Genomic DNA, 17,438 nt, shown 5'->3' with positions numbered 1-17,438 from the left:
ACCGTTTGCGACACGCTTGATTGCGGTGCATTGCAAAGCCCGGGCGGGTGGAGGATGCTGGCAGGACGCTCTATCTGCGGAGAACAAAAACCAATGCAGAGCCACCACCTCAGTCGGCATGCCCAGCAAGTGCATACCGTTGCCCACGGCGAAGCCGGCGGTGCCGGTAGCGACCCGTCGATTGCCCGATCCTGGCTGCGATGCCTGGAGGACTATCATCTTGATCCCGAGGTGCTTGCGGCGCCGGTCGTGCTGGAACACGGCCGCCTGCTCGAAAGCCGTGAGCGCCTGAACCAGGTGCTGAAAATCGCCGACAATGAAATGAACAGCCTGCACCAGCAGCTATCAGGTGCCGGGCACGCGGTACTGCTGACCGATGCGCGCGGTGTCATCCTCAATTGTGTCACCGCACCCAGCGAACGGCGCATTTTCGAGCGTGCAGGGTTGTGGTTGGGCGCTGACTGGAGCGAGGCGCGCGAAGGCACCAACGGCATCGGCACCTGCCTGGTCGAGCGCCAGGCGCTGACCATCCATCAGAACGAACACTTTCGCGGGCGGCACACCGGGCTGACCTGTTCGGCCAGCCCTGTTTTCGACCCGCATGGCGAGCTGCTGGCAGTGCTCGATGTGTCATCGGCGAGGCCGGATGTCTCGCGTCAGAGCCAGTTTCATACCATGGCGCTGGTCAACCTTTCGGCAAAGATGATCGAGAGCTGTTACTTCCTGCGCCACTTCGAGCAGCAATGGTTGCTGCGCTTCCATCTGCAGGCCGAGTCGGTGGGGTTGTTCAGCGAAGGGCTGCTGGCGTTCGACGCCGATGGCCGTGTCTGCGCGGCCAACCAGAGCGCCCTCAACCTGTTGGGCACCGTCCGTGGCGGGGTACTGGGCAAGCCGCTGGAAATGTTTTTTGCCTGTAACCATGATGAGCTCTTCAGCCGCGCCATGCCCAATGGCAGCACGGCCTGGCCGCTGTATACGCGTGATGGTCGCCAGGTATTTGCCAGCTTGCGCGGGCAGGCGAAGGCACCGGTGTGGGCGGTGCCGGCGGGTTTGCCCGAAGCCCGGCCAGAGGCTGCCCCCGGCATTTGTCTGATGGACCCGGCGCTGCAGGGTGATTTCCGGCGTGCGCTGCGGGTGTTCGAGCGTGATGTGCCACTGCTGGTGTCGGGCGAGACCGGTTGTGGCAAGGAAGCCTTCGCCCAGGCAGTGCACCACGCTAGCCAGCGACGCGGCAAGCCGTTCGTGGCAGTCAACTGCGCCTCGATTCCCGAAAGCCTGATAGAGAGCGAGTTGTTCGGTTACCGCGGCGGCAGTTTTACCGGGGCGCGCAAGGAAGGCATGCGCGGCAAGCTGCTGCAGGCCGATGGCGGCACATTGTTGCTCGACGAGATCGGTGACATGCCGCTGGCGCTGCAGACCCGTCTGCTACGGGTGCTGGAGGAACGTCAGGTGGTGCCGGTCGGTGGTGAGCCGCAAGCGGTCGATGTGCGGATCGTCAGTGCTACCCACCGCGACCTGCTTGAGCGGGTGGAGCAGGGCACCTTCCGCGAGGACCTGTATTACCGGCTCAATGGCCTGGAAGTGACGATGCCGGCGGTGCGTGAGCGCAGTGACAAGGCTCAGTTGCTGGATTTCCTGTTGCGGCAGGAAGCGCAAGGCCAGGCCATCGAAATCGAGCCAAGCGCCCGCCAGGCGCTGCTGGATTTTGCCTGGCCGGGCAATGTGCGCCAGATGCGCAACGTGCTGCGTACGTTGGTGGCATTGTGTGAGGATTGTCATGTCGCGTTTGCGGATCTGCCCGCAATCGTGCGCAACACTTCCAGCCCTGTAGGAGCGGCCTTGTGTCGCGAAAGGGCCGCCGAGCGGCCCCAGGATTTCGATAACGCTGCCCAGTTTGCGGGGGCCGCTTCGCAGCCCTTTCGCGACACAAGGCCGCTCCTACAGGCGGAGGGCCAGGCCCTGTTATCCGTACTGGAGGCAAACCGCTGGCACCTGACCCGTGTCGCCGAGCACTTGGGTATCAGCCGCAATACCTTGTATCGCAAACTGCGCAAACACGGCATCGCCAGGGGCGTCTGAGCGAAACAGCGGGTGCGATTTCCCGCGCCCTGGGCTACCCTGCCTCGAAGTTTTGCGAGGTCGACCATGCATATTCATATTCTCGGTATTTGCGGCACTTTCATGGGTTCGCTGGCGGTGCTGGCCAAAGAACTCGGCCACCGTGTGACCGGTTCGGACGCCAACGTCTACCCACCGATGAGCACCCAGCTCCAGGCCCAGGGCATCGAGCTGACCCAAGGCTATGACCCGGCCCAGCTGGACCCGGCGCCGGACCTGGTGGTGATCGGCAACGCCATGTCGCGGGGCAACCCGGCGGTGGAGCATGTGCTCAACAAAGGCCTGCCTTATGTCTCCGGCCCCCAGTGGCTGGCCGACCATGTGCTGCAGGGGCGTTGGGTGCTGGCCGTGGCCGGTACCCACGGCAAGACCACCACCAGCAGCATGCTGGCCTGGGTCCTGGAGCATGCCGGCATGAGCCCCGGCTTCCTGATCGGTGGCGTGCCGCAGAACTTCTCGGTGTCGGCACGCTTGGGCGATACGCCGTTCTTCGTGGTGGAGGCCGACGAATACGACAGCGCGTTCTTCGACAAACGTTCGAAGTTCGTGCACTACCGTCCGCGCACTGCGATTCTCAATAACCTTGAGTTCGACCACGCGGACATCTTCCCGGATCTGGCCTCCATCGAGCGTCAGTTCCATCACTTGGTGCGCACCATTCCGAGCGAAGGCCTGGTGATCCATCCGACCACCGAACAGGCGCTGGAGCGGGTAATCGGCATGGGTTGCTGGACGCCAGTGCAGACCACCGGCGAGGGTGGCCAATGGCAGGCGCGCTTGCTCAGTGCCGACGGCTCGCGCTTCGAAGTGCTGTTCGAGGGGCAAGCGCAAGGCGTTGTGGACTGGGCCCTGACCGGCCAGCACAACGTTGCCAACGCGCTGGCAACATTGGCCGCTGCCCGTCACGTGGGGGTGGTGCCTGCCATGGGCATTGAAGGCCTGAGCGCGTTCAAGAGCGTCAAGCGGCGCATGGAAAAGGTCGCAGAAGTTCAAGGCGTGACCATCTATGACGACTTCGCTCACCATCCGACGGCTATCGCCACCACCCTCGACGGCCTGCGCAAGCGGGTGGGCGAGGCACCGGTGATCGCCATCATCGAGCCTCGTTCCAACTCTATGAAGCTGGGCGCGCACCGTGACGGCCTGCCGGAAAGCGTCAACGATGCCGACCAGGTAGTCTGGTATGCGCCAGCCAACCTGGGCTGGGACCTGGCGGCGACTGCGGCGCAGTGCAAGGTGCCGAGCGTGGTCGCCGACAGCCTCGAAGCGATCATCGAGCGGGTCAAGGGCCAGGCGCGGCCGGGCACACACGTGGTGATCATGAGCAATGGCGGCTTTGGCGGCCTGCATGGCAAGCTGGCCGAGGCCCTGAAGTGAGCGGGCCGGAACGCATCACCCTGGCCATGACCGGCGCCTCCGGCGCGCAGTATGGCTTGCGTCTGCTCGATTGCCTGGTGCGCGAAGACCGTGAGGTGCATTTCCTCATCTCCAAGGCCGCGCAATTGGTGATGTCCACCGAGACCGACGTGCTGCTGCCGCCCAAGCCTCAGGCCATGCAGGCCTTTCTGACCGAGTACACCGGTGCTGCCGATGGGCAGATCCGCGTGTATGGCAAGGAGGACTGGATGTCGCCGGTGGCCTCGGGCTCCGGCGCACCGGCGGCCATGGTGGTGGTGCCGTGCTCCACCGGCACCTTGTCGGCCATCGCCACCGGGGCCTGCAACAACCTGATCGAACGTGCCGCCGACGTGACCCTCAAGGAGCGTCGCCAGCTGATCCTGGTGCCGCGCGAGGCGCCATTCTCGACCATCCATCTGGAGAACATGCTCAAGCTCTCGCAGATGGGGGCGGTGATCTTGCCGGCAGCGCCCGGCTTCTATCACCAGCCGCAGACCATCGATGACCTGGTCGACTTCGTCGTGGCGCGCATTCTGAACCTGCTGAACATCCCGCAGGACATGTTGCCGCGTTGGGGGGAGCATCATCTTGGGGCGGATGATTGAAGCGCACTTTACCTGCAATGCTGGCCGTCCTGCTGCTTGACGGCTGTGCCACGGTGCGCACGCTTGATGCCAACAAACCGGGCGCGCCGGTGGTGTATGCCGGCACCCGGCTGGACTTGTACGTGATCAATGGCGGGTGCTGCCCCAAGGATCATTTCGGGGCTCAGGCGCCGGCGTATCCGCGGCTGGACCTGCCTGGGAGCATGCTGCTCGATACCCTGCTGCTGCCATTATCGTTGCTGACGGCTGCCGGGATCGGCTTCCAGGCCACTGGCGGTCTGTAACGGCCCTGTCGCCGGCTTGCCGGCGACAGGGCCGTTCAGGCGGGCGCTATTTCTTGCCTAATCTACGCAGCTCATCCGACTCGACAACCCGAATCCCGTCCTCTTCCTCCAGCGCCAGGCGCCATAGCGCCCGCGCCAATGTGCAGGCTTCGATGCCCCGATACTTGCCCGGCATCAACCGTGCAAACGGGGAAGCCAGCCGTTCGCCCAAGCGCGGCGCAATGCGCTCACCCAGCAGCAGCGAAGGCCTGACAATCGTCAGTTGCGGCCAATCCTGCGCCTTGAGCGCCTCTTCCATTTCGCCCTTGACCCGGTTGTAGAAGATCGACGACTTGGGATCGGCGCCGATGGCGCTGACCACCAGCAGGTGGCGCGCACCCATCTCCCGTGCACGCTTGCTGAAGGCCACCACCATGTCCAGGTCGACGGCGCGGAACGCCTGCTCGGAGCCGGCCTGCTTCAAGGTAGTGCCCAGGCAGCAGTAAGCGATGTCCACGCGCCCGGCCAGTTGCGGTAGGAACACCGCAGGGTCACCGACCGGGTTTTCCAGGTGTGGGTGTTCGGCCAGGGGGCGGCGGGTGGGTGCCAGAACGCGGCTGATGGTGGGCTCGTTGAGCAGGCGGTCAAGCAGGTGTTCACCCGTCAGGCCCGTGGCTCCGGCAAGCAGGACATGCTGAGGCGTCAAGTACATGATGTCTCTCCTGTGTTACACACAAGTCTAGTGCGGGGCTGGCCTTTTTTCCTGCCCCTGCGAAGTCGCTTGTGCGGCATTACGTAAGGCTTTTTCAGCTTGCTGCTGGCGCAAGCGTTGCCAATGTGCCAGTACGGTTGATGGTGCCCAGATCTGTGGCTCGGAGGCTTCGAAACCTTCCCTCTTCTCACGTTCGGCAACACTGCTGCGCGCCAGTTCGAACGCTTGTTCGAGGTCGTCGGTCTGGTTCAGCGCCTGGGCAAACAGAGCCTCGCCGAAATAGGTGAAATCGGCCTCTTCCGAGCAGCCGAATGACACCCTGTCCGCCCGTGCGGCAGTCATGATGATCGTCCGCTCATCTTTGAGCGGGGCGATGTAACCCCCTGAATAGCAGGCGGAGATGACGATCACCTTGTCGCGCTCTTTGAGCGGCGCCAAGGCGCTGGCCAGTTCGTCGGCGGACAGGTCGGCAAGCTGCAGGCGTGGTTGGTCGAATACCAACTGGTGGTCCTGGCTGCCATGGCTGGTCAGGTAGATGAACACCAAGTCCTGCGGGCCGGTGCGCTCAGCCAGTGTGCGGGCGGCGCGGGTAAGGTTCTCGCGGGTTGCCATGGGCCGTGTGGACATCTGGTCGCGGTGGTTGACCAGCGTGATCTGGCCGTGGGCACCGAAGCGCACCTTCAAAAGATTGCTGACGTAGTCGGCCTCGCGCAGAAATACACTCTGCTGGCCGTCACCGGCGACCACCAGGCTATACAGCTCAATGGGCGGCGCGGAGCGCGGTACGCGCGCCAGCGCCTCATCCAGTAGCTTGCCCTGATTGAGCAGGGCCAGTTCCAGCGGGTCGGGGAGCAGTTTGCCGTTGTGGTCGCGAACGCGCACACCATTGACCCAGTAACCGCTTTGCACCTTGCCGCTGGCCAGGGTCAGTTTACCCTGGCCCTGGTAGGCGTCGTTTTCGAAGCCGCCGACGTAGCGGCTGCCATCGGGCAATTGCAGGCTGCCCTGGCCGGCCAGGCGCCAGTCGACGAAGCTGCCCTTGTAGTGGCTGCCATCGCTGCCCAGCATTTCCCCCTCGCCAAGCAGCGAGCCGTCCTTGAACTCGCCGATCCAGACATCGCCTTCGGCGTTTTCATAGCGGCCACGACCTTCCAGGCGGTTGTCCTTGAACTCGCCGATATATTGCTCGCCATCGACGCTGTCGTAGGTGCCGCTGCCCTGCAACAGACCGTCGACGAAGCGGCCACTGAACTGATTGCCGCTGGCATCGCTGCGTACGCCGGCACCATTGGGCTTGCCGCTGGCAAACAAGCCCTGGTAACGGCTGCCGTCCGCCAGTTCGAGCTCACCCGCGCCATGGTACTGATCGTCCTTGAACTGGCCGCGGTAGGTCTGGTCCGCCTGCTTGAGCGTACCTTCGCCGTCGCGACGGCCGTGGCTGAAGGTGCCTGCATAGTGGCTGCCGGGGGTGGTCAGGTCGCCCACGCCCTGAAACAGGCCGGCGGCGAACTGGCCGCGATAGACCTCGCCATTGCTGCCATGCCACTCGCCCTGGCCATGCCATTGGCCATCCTTGAAGCCGCCGGCGTACCAGCTGCCGTTGGGATAGTCGATGCGCCCTTCGCCTTGCAGCAAGCCGTCAACCACCTGGCCCCTGTAGCGACCGCCGTCGGGCAGGCGCGCATCCGGTGGCAACAGCGATTCGCCATCGCCACAGGCAGCGAGCATCAGGGTCAGGGTGAGAGGCAACAGAGCACGCATGGCCGAATCCGGGCAAAAGTTATGCCGAGTATGCCGCACAATGGGGCGGATGAGACAGCCATGGCAGGGGCCGCGTGGCGACCCCCAAAAAAAGATCAGACGAAGCAGAGCGAAAGCGGCTCGGCGATATAGGCCGGCTTCTCTTCGCCTTCGATCTCCAGTGTCGCGGTAGCCTTGAGCAACCACTGCCCAGGTTTCTTCTCGGTCACCTCACCCAGATCCACCTTCAGGCGCACCTTGCTGCCGACTTTCACCGGCTGAATGAAACGCACACTGTCGAGCCCGTAATTGACCACCATCTTCAGGCCTTCAGGCAGCACCAGTATGTCTTCCATCAGCTTTGGAATCAGCGACAAGGTCAGGAAGCCATGGGCAATGGTGCAGCCAAAGGGTGTCTTGGCCGCTTTGTCAGGGTCGACATGGATGAATTGAAAATCGCCCGTGGCCTCAGCGAACAGGTTGATGCGTTGCTGGTCGATCTTCAGCCAGTCGGAACGTCCCAGTTCCTTTCCAACGTACTGCGAAAGCTCGGTAACCGGTACATAGGGCATCGCGACTCTCCAGGTTGTCATTTGGTACGAGTGTGCAAGATCAGCACGGCGAACAATTACAGTCAAGTTGCCAGCATCAGGGCGAATATCCGCCCATAGCCTTGCGCGTGCTTATAATGGCCGGCATGGCCGAAAGGAGATCCTTATGCTGTTGCGTGGTTTGACCTGGCTGGTGCTGTTCCAGCTGCTGGGTACGGCGCTCAATCATCTGTTGGTGCCGATACTGCCCGGGCCGATCATCGGCCTTTTGCTTTTGTTGTCGTTCCTCATGGCCCGCGGTGAGGTCGGCAAGCCGTTGAACGAGGCGGCGAGCAGTCTGTTGCGTTACCTGCCGCTACTGTTGGTGCCGCCAGCAGTGGGTGTGATGGTGTATGCCAAGGATATCGCTGCAGACTTTTGGGCCATCGCCGGCGCGCTTCTGATCTCCTGCCTGGCCACCTTGGTCTTTGTCGGTGTATTGATGCAGAAACTCATGCATCGCCAGGGCAAGCGCGGGGAGCAGCCATGATCCTCGATTGGCAGGGCGCGCTCGATGCGGTTGTCCACCATCCGCTGTTTGGCATTGGTATTACGCTGGGTGCCTATCAGGTGGTGCTGGCAGCTTACGAGAAAACCCGCTGGATCTTCCTGCAGCCAGTACTGGTGTCGATGGTCATGGTGATCGGTGTGTTGCTGGTCTGTGGTATCGACTACCGTGAGTACCGCAAGAGCACCGAGATCATGAACATCCTGCTGGGGCCGGCCACGGTGGCCTTGGCCGTGCCGCTCTACCTCAACCTGCGGCGTATCCGTCAGCTGTTCTGGCCGACATTTACTACGCTGGTAATCGGAGGCCTGTTCGCCACGCTCTGCTGCCTGTTGCTGGGCTGGTGGTTCGGCGCCGAACACATGATCCTGATGACCATGGCGCCGAAGTCGGTGACCTCACCGATTGCCATGCTTGTGGCCGAGCAAATTGGTGGTGTGGCGGCCCTGGCGGCGGTCTTCGTGTTGATCACCGGGGTGATCGGGGCCATTTTCGGCCCTGCGCTGTTGAGCCGTTTTGGTGTGCATAGCCCCGAGGCGCGCGGCATGTCCCTGGGCGTGACCGCGCATGCCGTGGGTACCTCGGTGGCCTTGCAGGAAAGTGACGAGTGCGGCGCGTTTGCCGCACTGGCGATGAGCCTGATGGGGGTGGCCACGGCGGTGTTCCTGCCGTTGGCGGTCAGCCTGGTGGCTTGAGGAGTTGTGATGACGCTACCGCTGTTTCCCCTCAATACTGTGTTGTTTCCCGGTTGCCTGCTGGATTTGCAGATATTCGAAGCCCGCTACCTGGACATGATTGGCCGCTGCATGAAGCAGGGCACAGGCTTTGGTGTGGTGTGCATCGTCGAAGGCGAGCAGGTCGGCAAGGCGCCGCCTGTGGTTGCATCGATCGGGTGCGAGGCGCTGATCCGTGATTTTGTCCAGCAGGACAACGGTTTGCTGGGTATCCGTGTGGAAGGTGTGCGGCGCTTCGAGCTGGGTCAGACCGAGGTGCAGAAAGACCAGTTGCTGCTGGGCGATGTGCATTGGCTGGCGGAGCAGGCGGACAGCCCGCTGACCGATCAGGACGATGACCTGCTGGCCCTGCTGGTGGCGTTGGGTGAGCACCCGATGGTCGAGGCGCTGGACATGCCCCGTGACGTCGCGGGGCGCCAGGCACTGGCCAACCAGCTGGCTTATCTGCTGCCGTTCATGGAAGAGGACAAGCTGGACTTGCTGGCGATCGACTCGCCGTCACAGCGGCTGGCAGAAATCCAGAGGCTGCTGGAGCGGATTCAGGGCGAGTTGTTTGCCTGATAGAGGGTGGCTGCCTGTACAGCCCTATCGCCGGCTTGCCGGCGATAGGGCTGTACAGGCAGCGTCAATATTGGTAACGCTCCAGGGCCAGCGGCAAGGCATACAGGGCAAAGAAAGCCAGCAACGCGATACACGCCGGTAATACCAGCCACCATACCCGTTGTGGCAATGCATTGAGCGGCTGGCGATATTGCACCAGCGTCAGGCTGAGCGCGCAGACGCAGCAGGCCAGCAAGGCTCCGGCCAGGATGTCGGTCGGCCAATGCGCTCCCAGGTACACGCGCGACAGGGCAATCGCCAACGCCGGAATGCACCCCAGCATCACCCAAGTCAGGCGCATGCGTGGCGGCTGGCCACGCCCGGCCAGCACCGCCATCACCAGGAAGAACGCAAACGAGGCCGAGCTATGCCCGCTGGGCATGCTGTAACTGGTCAAGGGGTCGGTCAGCACCTCCGGTCGCGCCCGGGCGAACAGCCATTTCAGCGAGCCATTGGCAATTGCCGTACCCATCAAGGCGCCACCGGCGAACAGTGCATGCCGCCATTGTCGGGCGAGCAGCAGCAGGCCGGTGAGCAGCCCGCCCAGGAACAGTTGGGTGCGGAAATCGCCCAGGCGGGTTACCAGTACCATGGTGCCGTCCAAGGCTTGGCTGCGATGCTCCTGCACCAGGGTCATCACGCCCTGGTCGAACTCGTGAAAATACGGCCATCCCAGAAACACCCCGGCCAATGCCAGAAAGCTCAAGCCGGCGATCAGCCGCGTCCCGTGGCGCTGGTCGCGTACGCTGCTGTTCAGGCTCAGCCCGATCAGCACCGCCAGGGCGCCGGCGATGATGCCTGCATCCAGCCAGAACCCTTCCGGCAAGGGCAGGCGCATGGCCGCCCCGGTAGCCCAGCCCGGCAACAGGTAGGCGACCGACCAGCCGGCACCGGCCAGCACGCTGACCGCAATGAAACGCGGCAACGGCATGTCGAACATGCCCGCGACCATCGGCAGCATCGGCCGCAGCGGGCCTATGAAACGGCCAACCAGCAAGCTGGCGATGCCGTAGCGCTGAAAGTAGGTTTCAGCGCTGCCGATCCATTCCGGATGGTGGCGCAACAGGGGTAGGCGGCGGATGTTCTGGTGGAAGTACTTGCCTATCGTGTAAGACAGGGCGTCACCGAGCAGGCCACCGAGGAACCCCAGCAGCAATGTTTCGCCCAGGCTGAAGGTGCCGCTGCCGGCCAATACCGCGACGGCAAACAGCAGTACCGTACCAGGTACGATGATGCCGGCGATGGCCAGGCATTCGATGCAGGCCACCAGAAAAATTGCCACGCCAAGCCACTGCGGGTTGGCGCTGAGCCAGCCGGTCAGGCTGTCGAGCCATTGGCCCATGTTTCAGCTTCCTTGTTTGAGAATGAAAAAGTCTTGCCCTTCGACTTGCCCCCGGCGCAGCGGGTTCCGGGTGCAGAAGCGGGCGTATTCGGCGTCGATGAAACGGTACGGCAGGTGCTCATCGCGGCCATGGGGGATACCCAGGCGCGCGGCCTGGACCACTTTGGGCACGGTGATGGCACAATCCTCGACGTACAGGCGTTCAGGGTCGAAGCGCTGGCCATCCCACTGCGGTACCTTCAAGCCCAAGGCCCGGCAGAGCAGGGTCTGGCCGGCGCACAGGCGTTCGGCTGGGCGCAGCTTGCCGCTGGCGTCGGGGTTGTTCCACTGCATTTGCGCCAGGCTGTTGGCACCGGAAAGGGCGTCCACCCAGGGGTAGGCCGACTTTATGAGCACTGCATTGCCTGGGCCGTGTGCGCTGAAGTTGAGCGAGTCACCTCCGCGGGCGTAATACATGTAGATATGCCCGCCATCGAGAAACAGCGCCCTGCGTTTCTCTGTGTAGCCAAGCGAGGCATGGCTGCCCTTGTCAGTCAGGTAATAGGCCTCGGTTTCGATGATCCGTGCGGCCAGCCACAGGTCGTCATGCCGATGGCGGATGACCTTGCCCAGCAGGGCTTTGGCCAGGGTCTGGGCGTCTCGGTCGAAGAAGCTGTCGGGCAAGGCGCGGGCAGGGCAGGGGGTCGTGTCTGGCATGCTGGCGGTTCGTCGTGGTCAGGCGCGGATGATAGCAACGATTGGCTTAATCGAGGCTGAACCAAGACAGTTCGATAAGGCCGGTTACATCTTTCCTACAGATTCTTGTCTGCCATTTTCTACCATCCGCCACCCGCCGCTGGGCGTATACCTGCGCGGCAGTTATAATCAGCCGATTTCCCCTTCGCCAAGACACCGAACCCATGACTGAGTCCGTTCTTGACTACATGACCCGTTTGGGTCGCGCCGCTCGCCAGGCCTCCCGGGTGATCGCCCGCGCCAGCACTGCGCAGAAGAACCGCGCCCTGCAGGCTGCTGCCGATGCACTGGACGCCGCGCGTGCCGAGCTTACCGCAGCCAACGAACAGGACCTGGCCGCCGGCCGTGCCAACGGTCTGGAGCCTGCCCTGCTCGACCGCCTGGCCCTGACCCCAGCGCGTATCGACGGCATGATCACCGGCCTGCGCCAGGTGGCCAGCCTGGCAGACCCGGTCGGCGCCATCCGCGACATGAGCTATCGCCCGTCGGGTATTCAGGTCGGCAAGATGCGCGTGCCGCTGGGGGTGATCGGGATCATCTACGAATCGCGCCCGAACGTGACCATCGATGCCGCCAGCCTTTGCCTGAAGTCAGGCAACGCCACCATCCTGCGCGGCGGCTCCGAGGCCATTCACTCCAACCGCGCCATCGCCACGTGCATTCAGCGTGGCCTTGCCGAGGCCGGCCTGCCGGCCGCCGTGGTTCAGGTGGTCGAGACCACCGACCGTGAGGCGGTTGGCGCGCTGATCAGCATGCCTGAGTTTGTCGATGTCATCGTCCCGCGGGGCGGCCGTGGCCTGATCGAACGCATCAGCCGCGATGCCCGTGTGCCGGTCATCAAGCACCTGGACGGCATCTGTCACGTCTATGTTGCCGAGCACGCGGACCTGGACAAGGCCTGGCGCGTTGCTTTCAACGCCAAGACTTACCGTTACGGTATTTGCGGTGCGATGGAAACCCTGCTGGTCGACCAACGTGTGGCTGAAGGTTTCCTGCCGGAAATGGCCCGCCGTTTCCAGGAAAAGGGCGTCGAACTGCGCGGGTGCGAGCGTACCCGTGCGCTGATCGAGGCCAAGCCGGCCAGCGAAGACGATTGGCACACCGAGTACCTCGACGCCATCCTGTCGATTCGTGTGGTCGATGGCCTGGACCAGGCCATCGAGCACATCAACCACTATGGCTCGCATCACACCGATTCGATCATTACCGAACACCAGGGCCAGGCCCGTCAGTTCATGGCCGAGGTGGACTCGGCATCGGTGATGCTCAACACCCCGACCTGCTTCGCCGACGGCTTCGAGTATGGCCTGGGCGCGGAAATCGGTATTTCCACCGACAAGCTGCACGCCCGCGGCCCGGTCGGCCTGGAAGGCCTGACCTGCGAGAAGTACGTAGTGATCGGCGATGGCCAACTGCGCGGCCAGGAGTCCTGCTGAGTTGAGCAAGGCCCAGGCAGTCCGGCGCATCGGCATTCTTGGCGGTACTTTCGACCCCGTGCACATCGGCCACCTGCGCAGCGCGCTTGAGGTCGCCGAGTTCATGGGGCTGGAAGAGATGCGCCTGTTGCCCAATGCCCGGCCGCCACACCGCGACACCCCGCAGGTGGCGGCCGAAGATCGCCTGGCGATGGTGCGTGGGGCCGTGCAAGGCGTCGAACGCCTGAGCGTGGATGCCCGCGAGCTTGAGCGCGACAAACCGTCCTACACCATCGATACGCTGGAGTCGGTCCGCGCCGAACTGGGCGCTGCTGACCAGCTGTTTCTGGTGTTGGGCTGGGATGCCTTCTGCGGCTTGCCTGGCTGGCACCGCTGGGAAGAACTGCTGCAACACTGTCACATCCTGGTGCTGCAACGCCCGGATGCCGACGTTGAACCCCCTGACGAGCTGCGCAACCTGTTGGCCGCGCGCTCCGAGAGCGATCCCACCGCCATGTCCGGCCCGGCGGGTAGTATTTCGTTCGTCTGGCAGACACCGCTTGCGGTGTCGGCTACACAGATCCGACAGCTGCTGGCCAGCGGCAGGTCGGTGAGGTTCCTGGTGCCGGACGCCGTACTGGCCTACATCGAGGCGCATGAACTGTATCGTGAGCCTAACTGACGGTGCCCTGTGGGCGCCTCATCCAACGAGTTGAACGAGTTTTATATGAGCAAGCAGAAAATCAATGGCGAAGAACTGGTCAAGCTGACCATCAGCGCGCTGGAAGACGTCAAGGCCCAGGATATCCAGGTCATCGACGTTCGCGAGAAGCACAGCCTGACCGACTACATGATCATTGCCACCGGTACCTCCAATCGCCAGATCAACGCGATGCTGGAAAAGGTCCGTGAAGCGGTCAAGAAAGAGGGTGCGCAGCCGCTGGGCGAAGAAGGCAAGGGCGACAGCGACTGGGTACTGCTGGACCTGAACGACGTCATCGTGCACATGATGACCGCCGCTGCCCGCCAGTTCTACGACCTGGAACGCCTGTGGCTGGGTGCCGAGCAGAGCCGCGCCGCCGATGCCAAGCACCACAGCCCGGAAAACGCCAGCGACTACTTCACCGACAAGCTCAAAGACCGGGAATAAGGAAGCGTCGTGCGTCTGCGCCTGATCGCGGTCGGCTCGCGCATGCCCAAGTGGGTCGAGGAAGGCTGGCATGAATATGCCAAGCGCCTGCCCCAGGAGCTGTCGCTGGAGCTGGTGGAAATTCCGCTGAACACCCGTGGCAAGAATGCCGACGTCGCCCGCCTGATTCGTCAGGAGGGTGAGGCCATGCTGAGCAAGGTTCAGCCCGGGGAACGCATCGTCACCCTCGAGGTCCATGGCAAGCCCTGGAGTACCGAGCAATTGGCGACCGAGCTGGACCGCTGGCGGCTGGATTCGCGCACGGTGAATTTGATGGTGGGCGGCCCGGAAGGGCTGGCGCCTGAGGTTTGTGCGCGCGCCGAGCAACGCTGGTCGCTGTCGCCGCTGACCCTGCCGCACCCGTTGGTAAGGATACTCATCGGCGAGCAGATCTACCGCGCCTGGACCGTGTTGTCCGGGCACCCTTACCACAAATGAGCCTGTAAGCAGTCCGATGTCGCAGCCGATCCGCCTCAAGGACCACGAGAAAGACGCCCGCCTGGTGCGTAACCGCGTCGTGGTCGGCGCCGTCGCGATCATGCTGCTTGTCTGCGTGTTGATCGCACGCCTGTACTACCTGCAGATCATCCAGTACGACTACCACTCCACGTTGTCAGAGAACAATCGGGTGCACGTGCAGCCGATCCCGCCGACGCGCGGGCTGATCTTCGACCGCAATGGGGTGATCATCGCCGATAACCGGCCGAGCTTCAGCCTGTCCATGACCCGTGAACGTGCGGGTAACTGGCAGGAAGTGCTGGACAATATCGTGGAAGTGCTGGAGCTGACGCCGGACGATCGTGCACTTTTCGAAAAACGCATGAGGCAGGGGCGAAGGCCGTTCGAGCCAGTGCCGATCCTGTTCGAGCTGAACGAAGAGCAGATCGCCCGCGTGGCGGTCAACCAGTTCCGTTTGCCTGGCGTCGAAGTGGTCGCCCAGTTGGTGCGGCATTACCCGCAAGGTGCGCATTTCGCCCATTCGGTAGGGTATGTCGGGCGGATCAACGAGAAAGAGCTCAAAAGCCTAGATCCGGTGAACTACAGCGGCACCCACCATATCGGCAAGACCGGCATCGAGCGCTTCTACGAAGCCGACCTGCATGGCCAGGTCGGTTACGAGGAAGTCGAGACCAACGCTCGCGGGCGCGTGCTGCGGGTCCTCAAGCGTACCGACCCGAAACCTGGCAAGGACATCGTGCTGAGCCTGGACATCAAGTTGCAGGAAGCTGCCGAAGCGGCCCTGGGTGGGCGCCGCGGTGCGGTGGTAGCGCTCGACCCGCGCAACGGCGAAGTGCTGGCGATGGTCAGCCAGCCGAGTTTCGACCCCAACCTGTTCGTCACCGGCATCAGTTTCAAGGCCTACGCCGAGTTGCGCGACTCGATCGACCGGCCGCTGTTCAACCGCGTGCTGCGCGGCTTGTACCCGCCGGGTTCGACCATCAAGCCGGCGGTTGCCATCGCCGGCCTCGACAGTGGTGTGGTCAACGCCGGCAGTCGTGTGTTCGACCCGGGGTATTACCAACTGCCCAACTACGATCACAAATACCGTAACTGGAACCGCAGTGGTGATGGCTGGGTCGACCTGGATACCGCAATCATGCGTTCCAATGACACCTATTTCTACGATCTTGCCCACAAGATGGGTATCGATCGGCTGTCCATCTACATGAACAAGTTCGGCATCGGCCAGAAAGTTGCCCTGGACATGTTCGAGGAGTCGGCCGGGCTGATGCCGTCGCGTGAATGGAAGCGCGCCACCCGCCGCCAAGCCTGGTTCCCAGGTGAAACCCTGATTCTGGGCATCGGCCAGGGCTACATGCAGGCAACACCGCTGCAACTGGCCCAGGCCACAGCGCTGATCGCCAACAAAGGCGTTTGGAACCGCCCGCACCTGGCCAAGACCATCGAAGGCCAGCCGCCCGTGGACCCGAACCCGATGGAAAACATCATCCTGCGTGACAAGTCCGACTGGGCCAAGGTCACCCACGGCATGGAGCAGGTGATGCACAACGCCCGCGGTACTGCACGCAAGGCTGCGGCCGGTGCCCAGTACCGCATTGCCGGCAAGAGCGGTACCGCGCAGGTGGTAGCGATCAAGCAGGGCGAGAAATACGACCGCAACAAAATTCAGGAGCGCCACCGCGACCATGCGTTGTTCGTCGCCTTCGCCCCGGCCGACGATCCGAAGATCGTGGTTTCGGTGATGGTCGAGAACGGCGAGTCCGGCTCCGGTGTAGCCGCACCCGTGGTGCGGCAGATCATGGACGCCTGGCTGCTCGACGAGAACGGTCGGCTCAAGCCCGAGTTCGCTCCTGCCACTGTCGCCCAGGAAACGGCCCCGTGAAGAACAATTTCGATCGCATGCTCTCCAGCGAGGACGTGATGCGTCGACGCGCCAGCTTCCTGCAGCGCATCCACATCGACGGCCCCTTGCTGGTCATCCTGCTGACCCTCGCCGCCGGCAGTCTGTTCGTGCTCTATTCTGCCAGCGGCAAGAACTGGGATTTGCTACTTAAGCAGGCCACTTCATTCGGTATCGGGCTGGTGTCGATGTTCGTCATCGCTCAGCTTGAACCCCGCTTCATGGCGCGCTGGGTGCCTCTTGCCTATCTCACTGGGGTGCTGCTGCTGGTCGTGGTGGACGTCATGGGCCATAACGCCATGGGTGCCACGCGCTGGATCAACATACCCGGGGTAATACGCTTCCAGCCCTCGGAGTTCATGAAGATCATCATGCCAGCGACCATCGCCTGGTACCTGTCCAAACGCACCTTGCCGCCTCATTTGAAACACGTGGCCATCAGCCTGGTGCTGATTGGCGTGCCGTTCATCCTCATCGTCCGCCAGCCGGACCTGGGTACGGCGTTGCTGATCCTTGCCTCCGGCGCCTTTGTGCTGTTCATGGGCGGCCTGCGCTGGCGCTGGATCCTCAGCGTGCTGACGGCAGCTGTGCCTGTGGCGGTAGCCATGTGGTTCTTCGTCATGCACGACTACCAGAAACAGCGTGTGCTGACGTTCCTCGACCCTGAAAGCGACCCGCTGGGCACCGGCTGGAACATCATCCAGTCCAAAGCGGCCATTGGCTCGGGTGGCGTGTTCGGCAAGGGCTGGCTGCTGGGCACCCAGTCGCACCTGGACTTCCTTCCCGAGAGCCATACCGACTTCATCATCGCCGTGCTCGGCGAGGAATTCGGCCTGGTCGGCATCTGCCTGCTGCTGATCGTTTACCTCTTGCTGATCGGTCGTGGGCTGATGATCACGGCTCAGGCGCAGACCTTGTTCGGCAAGCTGCTTGCAGGCAGCCTGACCATGACCTTCTTTGTATATGTATTCGTCAATATCGGTATGGTCAGCGGCCTATTGCCCGTGGTGGGCGTGCCGCTGCCCTTCATTAGTTATGGCGGAACTTCGTTGGTGACGCTGCTGTCAGCGTTTGGCGTTCTCATGTCGATCCATACGCACCGTAAATGGATCGCACAGGTTTGAAAA

At 62.9% G+C, this 17,438-nt stretch carries 18 protein-coding genes; 13 read left to right on the top strand and 5 right to left on the bottom strand.

What is annotated here, in order from left to right:
• Positions 1 to 93 precede the first annotated feature (93 nt).
• The 4 genes from NGJ21_RS09395 to NGJ21_RS09380 all read left to right on the top strand — a co-directional run bounded on the left by NGJ21_RS09395 (position 94) and on the right by NGJ21_RS09380 (position 4,405).
• Positions 94 to 2,079 carry a sigma-54-dependent Fis family transcriptional regulator gene (locus NGJ21_RS09395; RefSeq protein WP_251962049.1) on the top strand — a complete coding sequence of 662 codons (1,986 nt, stop codon included), beginning with the start codon at positions 94 to 96 and terminating at the stop codon, positions 2,077 to 2,079.
• A 66-nt stretch (positions 2,080 to 2,145) separates the two neighbouring features.
• Positions 2,146 to 3,495, top strand: coding sequence for a UDP-N-acetylmuramate:L-alanyl-gamma-D-glutamyl-meso-diaminopimelate ligase (gene mpl / locus NGJ21_RS09390; protein ID WP_119688203.1), 1,350 nt, complete (start codon positions 2,146 to 2,148; stop codon positions 3,493 to 3,495).
• Positions 3,492 to 4,121 carry a flavin prenyltransferase UbiX gene (gene ubiX / locus NGJ21_RS09385; RefSeq protein ID WP_039603651.1) on the top strand — a complete coding sequence of 210 codons (630 nt, stop codon included), beginning with the start codon at positions 3,492 to 3,494 and terminating at the stop codon, positions 4,119 to 4,121. Before mpl ends, ubiX begins: the two co-directional genes overlap by 4 nt.
• A gap of 17 nt (positions 4,122 to 4,138) precedes the next feature.
• Positions 4,139 to 4,405 carry a YceK/YidQ family lipoprotein gene (locus NGJ21_RS09380; protein ID WP_404602079.1) on the top strand — a complete coding sequence of 89 codons (267 nt, stop codon included), beginning with the start codon at positions 4,139 to 4,141 and terminating at the stop codon, positions 4,403 to 4,405.
• Between the two features lie 46 nt (positions 4,406 to 4,451).
• Here NGJ21_RS09380 and NGJ21_RS09375 read toward each other — a convergent pair whose 3' ends face one another.
• The 3 genes from NGJ21_RS09375 to NGJ21_RS09365 form a co-directional block, all read right to left on the bottom strand.
• Entirely contained in the window at positions 4,452 to 5,096 is a 645-nt protein-coding gene (locus tag NGJ21_RS09375) for an oxidoreductase (protein ID WP_012312540.1), read from the bottom strand.
• 27 nt (positions 5,097 to 5,123) lie between these two features.
• Entirely contained in the window at positions 5,124 to 6,857 is a 1,734-nt protein-coding gene (locus tag NGJ21_RS09370; RefSeq protein ID WP_115273489.1) for a C13 family peptidase, read from the bottom strand.
• Positions 6,858 to 6,952: 95 nt separating this feature from the next.
• Entirely contained in the window at positions 6,953 to 7,408 is a 456-nt protein-coding gene (locus tag NGJ21_RS09365) for a MaoC family dehydratase (RefSeq protein ID WP_046785122.1), read from the bottom strand.
• 145 nt (positions 7,409 to 7,553) lie between these two features.
• Between NGJ21_RS09365 and NGJ21_RS09360 the strand changes: the two genes are divergently transcribed.
• From NGJ21_RS09360 to NGJ21_RS09350, 3 genes are read left to right on the top strand one after another with little or no spacing between them, the layout of a single operon-like run.
• A complete protein-coding gene (locus NGJ21_RS09360) occupies positions 7,554 to 7,916 on the top strand; it encodes a CidA/LrgA family protein (protein ID WP_046785123.1) in 363 nt (120 codons plus the stop codon).
• Positions 7,913 to 8,629, top strand: a complete 717-nt coding sequence (locus NGJ21_RS09355; RefSeq protein ID WP_046785124.1) for an LrgB family protein — start codon at positions 7,913 to 7,915, stop codon at positions 8,627 to 8,629. The genes NGJ21_RS09360 and NGJ21_RS09355 overlap by 4 nt, the downstream gene beginning before the upstream one ends.
• Before the next feature lie 9 nt (positions 8,630 to 8,638).
• Positions 8,639 to 9,229 (top strand): LON peptidase substrate-binding domain-containing protein, encoded by a 591-nt coding sequence (locus tag NGJ21_RS09350; RefSeq protein WP_115273490.1) that lies wholly within the window; start codon positions 8,639 to 8,641, stop codon positions 9,227 to 9,229.
• A 64-nt stretch (positions 9,230 to 9,293) separates the two neighbouring features.
• Here the strand turns inward: NGJ21_RS09350 and NGJ21_RS09345 are convergent, their stop codons facing one another.
• Together NGJ21_RS09345 and NGJ21_RS09340 are read right to left on the bottom strand one after the other, a co-directional pair.
• The gene (locus NGJ21_RS09345) at positions 9,294 to 10,610 is read right to left on the bottom strand and encodes a bifunctional DedA family/phosphatase PAP2 family protein (RefSeq protein ID WP_115273491.1); all 1,317 of its coding nucleotides are present in this window, start codon (positions 10,608 to 10,610) and stop codon (positions 9,294 to 9,296) included.
• 3 nt (positions 10,611 to 10,613) lie between these two features.
• A complete protein-coding gene (locus tag NGJ21_RS09340; RefSeq protein WP_251962048.1) occupies positions 10,614 to 11,306 on the bottom strand; it encodes a DNA-3-methyladenine glycosylase in 693 nt (230 codons plus the stop codon).
• 203 nt (positions 11,307 to 11,509) lie between these two features.
• On the opposite strand from NGJ21_RS09340, the gene NGJ21_RS09335 reads away from it, so the two are divergent.
• The 6 genes from NGJ21_RS09335 to rodA are packed head-to-tail and all read left to right on the top strand — an operon-like array spanning position 11,510 to position 17,435.
• Positions 11,510 to 12,781 (top strand): glutamate-5-semialdehyde dehydrogenase, encoded by a 1,272-nt coding sequence (locus tag NGJ21_RS09335; protein WP_046785128.1) that lies wholly within the window; start codon positions 11,510 to 11,512, stop codon positions 12,779 to 12,781.
• Entirely contained in the window at positions 12,750 to 13,442 is a 693-nt protein-coding gene (gene nadD, locus NGJ21_RS09330; RefSeq protein ID WP_251962047.1) for a nicotinate-nucleotide adenylyltransferase, read from the top strand. The genes NGJ21_RS09335 and nadD overlap by 32 nt, the downstream gene beginning before the upstream one ends.
• Positions 13,443 to 13,487: 45 nt before the next feature.
• Positions 13,488 to 13,910, top strand: a complete 423-nt coding sequence (gene rsfS, locus NGJ21_RS09325; protein ID WP_012312550.1) for a ribosome silencing factor — start codon at positions 13,488 to 13,490, stop codon at positions 13,908 to 13,910.
• Positions 13,911 to 13,919: 9 nt separating this feature from the next.
• A complete protein-coding gene (gene rlmH, locus NGJ21_RS09320) occupies positions 13,920 to 14,387 on the top strand; it encodes a 23S rRNA (pseudouridine(1915)-N(3))-methyltransferase RlmH (protein ID WP_008090421.1) in 468 nt (155 codons plus the stop codon).
• A 16-nt stretch (positions 14,388 to 14,403) separates the two neighbouring features.
• Positions 14,404 to 16,293 (top strand): penicillin-binding protein 2, encoded by a 1,890-nt coding sequence (mrdA, locus tag NGJ21_RS09315; RefSeq protein WP_046785130.1) that lies wholly within the window; start codon positions 14,404 to 14,406, stop codon positions 16,291 to 16,293.
• A gap of 38 nt (positions 16,294 to 16,331) precedes the next feature.
• A complete protein-coding gene (rodA, locus tag NGJ21_RS09310; RefSeq protein ID WP_042111868.1) occupies positions 16,332 to 17,435 on the top strand; it encodes a rod shape-determining protein RodA in 1,104 nt (367 codons plus the stop codon).
• Positions 17,436 to 17,438 lie beyond the last annotated feature (3 nt).

Origin of the sequence: Pseudomonas sp. Marseille-Q5299 (genome assembly GCF_943737035.1) — a bacterium.
Taxonomy (GTDB): domain Bacteria; phylum Pseudomonadota; class Gammaproteobacteria; order Pseudomonadales; family Pseudomonadaceae; genus Aquipseudomonas; species Aquipseudomonas putida_E.
This window is presented reverse-complemented; position numbering and strand designations above follow the sequence as displayed.

Excerpts from the sequence above, each read along its gene's own strand:
- NGJ21_RS09335 (WP_046785128.1), top strand. The coding sequence starts at position 11,510 with ATGACTGAGTCCGTTCTTGACTACATGACCCGTTTGGGTCGCGCCGCT.
- NGJ21_RS09365 (WP_046785122.1), bottom strand. The coding sequence starts at position 7,408 with ATGCCCTATGTACCGGTTACCGAGCTTTCGCAGTACGTTGGAAAGGAA.
- NGJ21_RS09375 (WP_012312540.1), bottom strand. The coding sequence starts at position 5,096 with ATGTACTTGACGCCTCAGCATGTCCTGCTTGCCGGAGCCACGGGCCTG.
- NGJ21_RS09395 (WP_251962049.1), top strand. The coding sequence starts at position 94 with ATGCAGAGCCACCACCTCAGTCGGCATGCCCAGCAAGTGCATACCGTT.
- rsfS (WP_012312550.1), top strand. The coding sequence starts at position 13,488 with ATGAGCAAGCAGAAAATCAATGGCGAAGAACTGGTCAAGCTGACCATC.
- NGJ21_RS09340 (WP_251962048.1), bottom strand. The coding sequence starts at position 11,306 with ATGCCAGACACGACCCCCTGCCCTGCCCGCGCCTTGCCCGACAGCTTC.
- NGJ21_RS09370 (WP_115273489.1), bottom strand. The coding sequence starts at position 6,857 with ATGCGTGCTCTGTTGCCTCTCACCCTGACCCTGATGCTCGCTGCCTGT.
- mrdA (WP_046785130.1), top strand. The coding sequence starts at position 14,404 with ATGTCGCAGCCGATCCGCCTCAAGGACCACGAGAAAGACGCCCGCCTG.
- nadD (WP_251962047.1), top strand. The coding sequence starts at position 12,750 with ATGGCCAACTGCGCGGCCAGGAGTCCTGCTGAGTTGAGCAAGGCCCAG.
- rodA (WP_042111868.1), top strand. The coding sequence starts at position 16,332 with ATGCGTCGACGCGCCAGCTTCCTGCAGCGCATCCACATCGACGGCCCC.
- mpl (WP_119688203.1), top strand. The coding sequence starts at position 2,146 with ATGCATATTCATATTCTCGGTATTTGCGGCACTTTCATGGGTTCGCTG.
- NGJ21_RS09360 (WP_046785123.1), top strand. The coding sequence starts at position 7,554 with ATGCTGTTGCGTGGTTTGACCTGGCTGGTGCTGTTCCAGCTGCTGGGT.
- NGJ21_RS09345 (WP_115273491.1), bottom strand. The coding sequence starts at position 10,610 with ATGGGCCAATGGCTCGACAGCCTGACCGGCTGGCTCAGCGCCAACCCG.
- NGJ21_RS09350 (WP_115273490.1), top strand. The coding sequence starts at position 8,639 with ATGACGCTACCGCTGTTTCCCCTCAATACTGTGTTGTTTCCCGGTTGC.
- NGJ21_RS09380 (WP_404602079.1), top strand. The coding sequence starts at position 4,139 with ATGCTGGCCGTCCTGCTGCTTGACGGCTGTGCCACGGTGCGCACGCTT.
- NGJ21_RS09355 (WP_046785124.1), top strand. The coding sequence starts at position 7,913 with ATGATCCTCGATTGGCAGGGCGCGCTCGATGCGGTTGTCCACCATCCG.